9 protein-coding genes are annotated in these 7,977 nt (G+C 58.3%); 1 reads left to right on the top strand and 8 read right to left on the bottom strand.

What is annotated here, in order from left to right:
* Positions 1 to 283: 283 nt before the first annotated feature.
* The 6 genes from ABJK70_RS16875 to ABJK70_RS16900 all read right to left on the bottom strand — a co-directional run bounded on the left by ABJK70_RS16875 (position 284) and on the right by ABJK70_RS16900 (position 5,614).
* The gene (locus ABJK70_RS16875; RefSeq protein WP_133716273.1) at positions 284 to 721 is read right to left on the bottom strand and encodes a nucleoside deaminase; all 438 of its coding nucleotides are present in this window, start codon (positions 719 to 721) and stop codon (positions 284 to 286) included.
* 155 nt (positions 722 to 876) lie between these two features.
* Positions 877 to 1,770: a methane monooxygenase/ammonia monooxygenase subunit C gene (locus tag ABJK70_RS16880; RefSeq protein WP_240502553.1), complete on the bottom strand. Its 894-nt coding sequence runs from the start codon at positions 1,768 to 1,770 to the stop codon at positions 877 to 879.
* A 68-nt stretch (positions 1,771 to 1,838) separates the two neighbouring features.
* A complete protein-coding gene (locus tag ABJK70_RS16885) occupies positions 1,839 to 4,250 on the bottom strand; it encodes a PAS domain S-box protein (RefSeq protein WP_133716274.1) in 2,412 nt (803 codons plus the stop codon).
* A gap of 166 nt (positions 4,251 to 4,416) precedes the next feature.
* A complete protein-coding gene (locus tag ABJK70_RS16890; RefSeq protein WP_077730929.1) occupies positions 4,417 to 4,818 on the bottom strand; it encodes an ATP-binding protein in 402 nt (133 codons plus the stop codon).
* Positions 4,815 to 5,033 (bottom strand): hypothetical protein, encoded by a 219-nt coding sequence (locus ABJK70_RS16895; protein WP_077730930.1) that lies wholly within the window; start codon positions 5,031 to 5,033, stop codon positions 4,815 to 4,817. The genes ABJK70_RS16890 and ABJK70_RS16895 overlap by 4 nt, the downstream gene beginning before the upstream one ends.
* Positions 5,034 to 5,212: 179 nt before the next feature.
* Positions 5,213 to 5,614 carry a hypothetical protein gene (locus ABJK70_RS16900; RefSeq protein ID WP_077730931.1) on the bottom strand — a complete coding sequence of 134 codons (402 nt, stop codon included), beginning with the start codon at positions 5,612 to 5,614 and terminating at the stop codon, positions 5,213 to 5,215.
* Between the two features lie 760 nt (positions 5,615 to 6,374).
* Here ABJK70_RS16900 and ABJK70_RS16905 point away from each other — a divergent pair.
* The gene (locus tag ABJK70_RS16905; protein WP_168175448.1) at positions 6,375 to 7,004 is read left to right on the top strand and encodes a ribonuclease H family protein; all 630 of its coding nucleotides are present in this window, start codon (positions 6,375 to 6,377) and stop codon (positions 7,002 to 7,004) included.
* Positions 7,005 to 7,051: 47 nt separating this feature from the next.
* On the opposite strand, the gene ABJK70_RS16910 is transcribed toward ABJK70_RS16905, so the two are convergent.
* Together ABJK70_RS16910 and ABJK70_RS16915 are read right to left on the bottom strand one after the other, a co-directional pair.
* A complete protein-coding gene (locus tag ABJK70_RS16910; protein ID WP_077730933.1) occupies positions 7,052 to 7,747 on the bottom strand; it encodes an SDR family oxidoreductase in 696 nt (231 codons plus the stop codon).
* Positions 7,748 to 7,794: 47 nt separating this feature from the next.
* Positions 7,795 to 7,977 (bottom strand): hypothetical protein (locus tag ABJK70_RS16915; protein WP_347258536.1); only part of this gene is annotated, 183 nt, incomplete at its 5' end.

A 7,977-nucleotide genomic window follows, 5' to 3' on the forward strand; every position in this document is an offset into this window, starting at 1 on the left:
CCCTCCTGGTATTTCGGGCCGCCGCCCAGGCCGGTACACGCCCGGCCTGGGCTCACGCGGCTTGTCGCCGCGCCGGGGCATCCTTGCCCCGGATTAACCCGGCCTATATTTATAGGCCGGGTTAATAGTCAGGCCCGTAAATACCCTCCTGGTATTTCGGGCCGCCGCCCAGGCCGGTACACGCCCGGCCTGGGCTCACGCGGCTTGTCGCCGCGCCGGGGCATCCCTGCCCCGGATTAACCCGGCCTATATTCATAGGCCGGGTTAATAGTTTGAGCTCGTTTTAGACACCGATATCTTCTCCCCACAGCTCGGGATGAGTCTCGATGAAGCGCGACATGAGGCGAATACAGTCGGGGTCGTTGCGTACCTCGACGGAAATGCCGCGCGACCGCAGCAGCTCCTCTTCACCGAGGAATGTCCGGTTCTCGCCGATCACGACCCTGGGAATTTGGTACAGCAAAATCGCTCCCGTGCACATGGCGCAGGGCGATAGCGTCGTATAAAGCGTGCTCTCGCGATAAACCGATGCGGGCTGACGTCCGGCATTCGCCAAGGCGTCCATTTCCGCATGCAGAATGGGGCTCCCCTGCTGTACGCGCCGGTTGTGGCCGCGACCGATGATGCGATCCCGATGCACCAGCACCGATCCGATCGGTATTCCCCCGGTCTGCAATCCCTTCTCGGCTTCTTCGAACGCAGCCTGCATGAATGTATCCATGCCCTTTGCTCCATCGGTCGATGATAAAGAGTCGGTGCTAAAGCAATTCTTGCCACGGTCGGTCTTGAGCCGAGACCGGACGACGGCGATGTCGCAATGATTCTCGATGTCGGCCCCCAAGGCAACCACTTTCACGCCGCCGTGATCTAGCGCTTTCAGCCGTTCGGCGTTGGTCGCGAATCCGGCTCGGGCGACAGGTCTTTTTTGATCAGATACAAAATGCTGGCAAACACCTGTAGCAATACGCCGCCGATCGACAGCGCGAACCAGGCGAAAACGACGAAGCCGTAGTGCAGGGGCGCTACGAACACTTCTTCCATGAACCAGAAGGTGTGACCCCATTCGTTGTAACCGACGTTCGGCAAAAGCGTGAACGGGCCGACCACGGAAAACAGGTAGGGCACGGAAAATCCCTTGGCGAAGTATGGCAGGCGCGTCTTCGCGTACAGAAAGGCACCCCAGCCCGTAATGATGTAAACGGGGTAGCTCATGTAGAACACGATGATGTGATTGGGGGTAAAGTCGGTGTCGCGCACGACCGTTTGATGCCAGGTCGCATCCTGCTCCGTGAAGAAGCTGGTTCCCCAATAGAAAGCCCACGCATAAGCGGCCAGCCAGATCAGGTGGGTCATGTTCCGGCGCAGCTCCTCGCGCGGGGTCAATGTCACGACATCGCGATCACGCGTTTTCCATAACAGTTCGCGCAAGGCTTCGCCTTTCGCTCTGGACAGCGCTGTCTCGGTGTCGATGAAGTGCGCCCAGTACCTCTCCAAATTGCGATCCCGGCTCCGCCATAGCCAGCCCCAAAGAAGAGCGGCCACGATCGTTTCCACCAAGATTTCGGCGTAAAAGAGATTCATCCAGTAGGTCTCGAACTCCGGCGCGAAAGCGTCGAGCCCCGTCGACCACGCGTAAGTCCCCTCATACCAGCGAGCCGTCAGGTAGAGCGCCGCATAGCTCGCCAGTACCAGCACCAGACGCTTCAGACTGAACAAGGGCGGTTCTTTCGCGGCAATATCCGAAGCTCCGGTCCGAATCGGCGTGGACACAAGCCACCTCTTTGATAAGTCGAAAATCCAATCATTGGACCCCCGGCATTCGAAAAACGCTCCTCGGCTTAAAGTGCTTTCAGCACCACGAGAGAAATGTCGTCATCGAAGGACCGGCTTTGACAAAACACGCCGAGCTCGTCGACGATAATCTGGATCAGCTCTTGAGGGGATGCCTGAGCATGCGCGATAACGAGCTCGCAGAGACGGGATTCGCCGAAAAACTCCCCTTGTTTATTGCGCGCCTCGGTAATCCCATCGGTATAGAGAAGCACCATATCGCCCTCGTTCAAGGCGAGTGCTTTCTCTTCGAAGATCACTCCTTTCTTTACCCCCAAAATGAGCCCCTCGGCATCCAGTTCCGTGCAGTTCCGCTCGCCTTTACGCAGCAACAGCGGACGGTTGTGCCCCGCATTGGCGTAGCTGATCCGCCGGGTATCCGAACGGTAGCTCAGGTAGAACATGGAGATGAAAAAGCTGGCCTGGTTCAAATCCTCGAACAGGAGATCATTCAAGACCGACAGAGTCCTTTTTGCGCCGTTGCGGAGCCTCGCCTGTCCTTTCGCCATCCAGTCGGTTCCCATTTTCAGCGTGCTGCGGGTTTCGGCCATGATCAGAGCGGCGCCCACCGAGTGCCCGGACACGTCGGCGATCACGATATCGACCCCCTCTTCGGTGGCGAAATAGTCGAAATAATCGCCGCCGACATGGACCGCCGGCAGGCAATACCCTGCCACCTGAGCGCCTTCCATCCGCAACGGAACACTCGGCAAGAGGGACAACTGGATCTGCCTTGCGATTTCCATTTCGTGACGCTCTTCCTCGATGCGCCGCAATGCCGTGACGTCGGTCTGGGTGCCGATAAAATGGGTCACCCGGCCGTTTTCGTCCCTCACCGGAGAAATGAACAGCTCGTTCCAAAACGGCGTGCCGTCCTTGCGGTAATTTTTCAGCGTCAGATGGCAATCACGCTCTTCCCATACCGCTTTCCGAATCTCCTCGATCGCCTTCGGATCGGTTTCCGGACCTTGCAGAAAGCGGGGATTCCACCCGATCACCTCGTCCCGGCTGCGGCCCGTCATCTGGATGAAGGCGGGATTGGCGTAGATGATGGGATTGCCCGGCTGATGGGGATCGGTGATGATGATACCCACGCTGGACGCGGCGATGGCCCGGTCCCTAAGCCTTAGGGCGTCCACGAAGCGTTTGCGTTCGGTAACGTCGTTATCCACCCCGCGCCACCTCAGCAAGTGGCCCCGGCTGTCGGAGAGCGGGATGCCGGTCGATTCGGTAAACACTTCGCGGCCGTCCTTATGCTGATACCGGTTGATCAGGCGAACAAAGGACTCTTCGCGAGCGATCAGTTCCGGTGCCAGCACCGCAGAGCGTTCTCTGTCTTCCGGGAAGAAGAGCTCGTAATAGGGTTTTCCGATGATTTCCTCGGCGTCATAACCGAGAATACTTTTAACCGCGGTGCTGGAATAGGTGTAGCGGCCTTCCGCATCCTGTTCCCAGATCCACTCGCAAGTCATATCGACGATCTGACGAAACCGGGCCTCGCTTTCCCGCAAAGACTCCTCGGCGACCTTGCTTTCGGTGATGTCCTCGACCATATCGATGGCGAATTGCAGTTCGCCCCTGAACCCGTAGGTTCCGGAAACGATCTTGCGGACCCAGACCACCGTGCCGTTTTTCCGGATAAAGCGCTTTTCCAGGCTATAGTGCTTGTATTTCCCCTCGACCAAGCCCTTGAACCGCTGAATGCTGACTTCGAGATCGTCCGGGTAGCTCAGGTCGAAAATGACCCGGCCGTGCAGCTCCTCGGCACTAAAGCCCAGCATCTCCTGCAGGGCGAAATTGCATTCCCTGATCCTTCCGTTCTTGTCCAAGAGTGCGATGCCGATGCCGGCCCGCTCGAAAATCGCCCTGAACCGGGCTTCGCTTTCCCTGAGAGCGATTTCGGTGAGCTTGCGTTCGGCGATCTCCGCATGCAGGGTCGCTTTGGCCGTTGTAAGCTCCATGCTCTGCGTCTTCGCCTGCTTTTCCAGCTCGAGGTGACACATGCGCAAGGCTTCCTCGCTTTGGCTCAATTCGGCGATGGCTTGTTCCTTGTCGCGGTAGATCTCGGTCAGGCGCTTATTGGTCCTTTCCAAACTCTCGTTGAGCAGGCGCATTCGGGTCATGGCGTCATCATGGCTGCGCGACGTCCTTTCGAAAGGCGCGAGCGTCTCTCGAAAAAATACCTCCGCCTGCAATTCGACATCGACGCCTTCGGAAGGAGCGATGGCTCGAGCCGAAAGGCCCGCCAGCGCTTTATGATGAATCGCGGCCACCGCCGAGAGGCTCAAATTCTCCGCCACGGCCTGGCGTCCCAGCCGATAGGCCCGCAGTAAAGGATTTCCTTCCACGCCGGCCAAATAGTCGCGCAATGCTGCCGTGTATTGGGCCGCGAGTTCACTCTCGACCGTTTCGTCATTCATTGCATGTCTCCAAGACACGGCGGTACGGCATCTGGCCGGAAAAACGCTGCATTTTCACGGGGCAAAATAACGACTTGCTCGGCTATTGGACTCCCGGACCGCCGCTCAATTCAATCCGCCGGAAGTCGGCCTGCGGCGCTTCACCCATAGACCGCTGGACCGCAACCTACCGCACCCATTTCTTCATCGTCACGGTCGTCCCTTTCCCGACGTCGGACACGACCTCGAACTCGTCCATCAGCCGCTTGGCACCCGCCAGACCCAGCCCGGCTCCCCCGCTCGTCGAATATCCCTCCTGCATGGCCAATTCGACATCGGGAATACCCGGCCCATCGTCGCGGGCCACGACGACGATGCCCTGGCTGCCGTTCTTTTGAGCCTTGCTCAGAATGACTTCGCCTTTTCCGGCGTACTGAAGGATGTTGAGGGCCACCTCCGAGATGGCCATGGCGATAAAGCTTTGTTCGACCGACCAGAAACCCAGCTCCGCCGCCAACAATCGGGCCTGCTGCCGAGCGATTAGAATTTGCGACTCCGAATCGATGGGTACGCGTATTCCGTCGATCATGAACGCGCCTCTCCGTTCGCTGCATCATTCATGTTTATGGCGTGAAGCGCTCCTACGGTTCTCTCTCCGATTCCGGCAAACGAATAACTTTTTGCCTGACGATCCGGATTATCGTCCGCTATTCCGCTCGGCCACGCCAGCACCGCCGGAGCCTCCAACAAAATGGCAATGGCCGTCGCCGAAAAAGGAAAGAGTACGATATCCGGGCGGTTCATTCGAATATCCGCCGCGGGCGCGGAATCTTGCACCCCGAAGCGGATTTCCGATGCGACACGGGCTCTTCCCGCAAAACCACGAATTGTCGTTCGCGCATCCGAACCGGGCCGGTCCGTTTCGGCGGGCCATGCGCCGGATAGAAAGACTCGTATCGACACGGATCCGGCAGACAGACGTACTATCCGCGGGCGATCAGAGCCGCCAATACGAGTCCCGCAATGACATTCCCGCCGATGCTCACGAACAGCTCCCGCGTGAAAAAGGCCTGCGGTTGCATCTTGCCGAGCTTGGGATTCTTGTGCTTGGCGGTAATCTCGATGGTTCCGGCGGAGATGTTCCGTGCAATGGCCCGGACCCGATCGATGACCTCCGCCTCGGTATGCAGGGCGGGGTGATATTTGATCAGAAAGGTCCCCGTAGTGATGTTCGGTTCGGCATGGTAGATCCCCCTCGCCTGAGCGTCCCCGAGCAGGCTTTGCTTGAGCAGCTCGGCCATAGTCCGCTTATTTCTGATCAGAGGCACCCGGATGCGGATTCGGGCCGGGACCTTATTGTGAACGATCACAATCGTTTCGGGCATTGCGTGCCTCTCGAGCCGGAGTGAAAAAGCCGATGGCTTTTTTCAAAGTGATTTGATCATTCAGACATGAAAATGCGTGAAGAATGCCGCAAAACGCTCTTCGGTCTTTCGGCAGGGTCACGCTTGTCTGATCAGAGGCACCCGGATGCGGATTATGGATAATTTCTTGCGGGAGCGGGCCTTTCGACACAGCTCAAGACAGGCTTCAGCCCGCGATCGAAGGCGATTGGCGGGCATTCGTCATTCGAGCCGCCGGGTTCTTGTTCGACATAAAAAAGCCGGGGCTTCCAAACCCCGGCTTTTTATGCGCGTATGGCGCGAACGCTTGCTCATTGTTTGTCCTTATCGTCCATCCGGTCGTAATTCTTCAGGCAGAACCCGATGGACCCGCCGGTGGTGCCGAAAAATACCAATGCCAAGAATATTTCAACGCTCGTCATAGTGATTTCCCCTTGCTGATGTACATCCAGTTAGTATCAGTATCGTCACGATTGTTCCTTTTGTTTAATAACGATTTCTTATGGATTAGATCAGATAGTTTAATTAAACATCATAAAAGTCTTTTTATTTACGATAATGTTTCCATTTTTGAAACAATCCAGACATGAAAAACCAACGCCCGTTGGCTTTACCAAGGAGAGCAGGCACTAGACCGTTTTCGAAAACGCTAGGAAAAAACGCGAGTCGCGAAATCAGCGTCCGGCGGCGTCTGTGGGCGTGGGCAAGAAAACTTGCTCCCTCTTCCCGACTCCAACCGGTGATGAATACCAGTCGCAACGAATCCCGACATCTCAACCGGATGATCGATGGGCTGCTCGACGCGGACTCGGATACGGCCGAGCTGATCGCTGCGGCCAAGCAGGCAGGTCCGGCAGCGCTAGCCGAACGCATCCGGCAGCGCAGCGCGCGGCAGGTGCGCCTACAACCCGCGCGGGCGCAAACGATCCTGCAGATCCGCGATCGCCTGATTTGGCTGGTTTATGCGAGCCCGCTTCCCCCGGAAGGATTTTCAGCCTGGTGCGACGGCTCGAGCGTCCGCACGGCTTCGGGCGCAGCGAACGGAATCGGGGCGATCGTGACCGATGCTCATGGAGAAGTCGTGGCGAAGAGCGCCGGGCGGGTGCCGTCCGTTCTCCCACCCTTCGAAACCGAGATCGGGGCGTTGGAACGGGCTTTGGAGCTGGCATTGGAGTCCCGCGGGACCGTTCTCCGAGTGCACACCGACTGCCCCGCTCTGGTTCAGCTCTGGCAGCGGCACCCGCACGATCATCGATTCGCCGCAATCCGCCGTTTGGCCCGTCGGTTCGAGCGGCTCGACCTGTGCGCAGTGCCGCGAGAGCACAATCAAGCTGCCCATCGCTTGGCGAAAGCCGCCGCGAGCGCTATATGACTCCGGTTCCGAGGAGCGGTCGGCATCGCACGAGCCGGGCGCATTTCTTACCAGGGGATCTCGGTGCCGTCATAGCGAAAGAAACGGCCGGTATCCGCCAGCGTGAACTTGTCGATGAGCTTTCGCATGCCGCGCACGCTTTCTTCCGGCGTCAAAGGCGCGCCGGTGCCGCCCATCCGAGTCCCCACCCAGCCGGGGTGAAATAGAAGCACGCCGATGTTCAACGGCTTGAGTTCCAGCGAGAGTCCCTTCATCACCGCGTTCAGCGCGGCCTTGCTGGATCGGTAGAAGTAACTGCCGGGGCTGTCGATCTCGGCAATGGAGCCCATATGACTGGTGATCGCCACCACCAACCGCTTTTCGCTGCGCGCCAGAGATTCGACGAATGCCTTGGTGATGCGGAGCGGACCCATGGTGTTGACCTGAAACGTGTATGCCCAGTCATCGTAATTGAGGGGCGCGTTCAAGGGCAGGTATTTCTCGGTATAAACCCCGGCATTGTTGAGCAGGAGATCGATGGGCGTTTCCCGCAGTTCCTCGGCTAAGGCAACGATCCGGCCGGCGTTCGTCACGTCCAGCTGGTGGATGCGCACGGCTCTGTAACGGTCCGCCAACCGCGCCAATTCATCCGCCTCGTCGGGGTATCGGCAGGTAGCGAAGACCTGCCATCCGGCCTGGGCGTATTGGCGGCACCATTCCAGCCCCAATCCGCGGTTGCTCCCCGTGATGAGAACGCTTGTCATGACGCTCGAAACTCCAGTTGCCGTAAGAATTCCACGATAGGACTTCCTCAACTGAGACCGCCGGATTCCCATGCGAGTTCGCGGCCGGCGCCGTCATAAAACTCACCGGCCAGACCAAACTCGTCGGCCCTGAGCCGGTCTAATTTTATCCGGCGTTCGAGTGAACATTCATCGTAGGATGGGTAGAGCGAAGCGAAACCCATCGATGGCGGGTTAGCCCTTCGACAGGC

The organism is Methylocaldum sp. (assembly GCF_039794385.1).
Taxonomy (GTDB): domain Bacteria; phylum Pseudomonadota; class Gammaproteobacteria; order Methylococcales; family Methylococcaceae; genus Methylocaldum.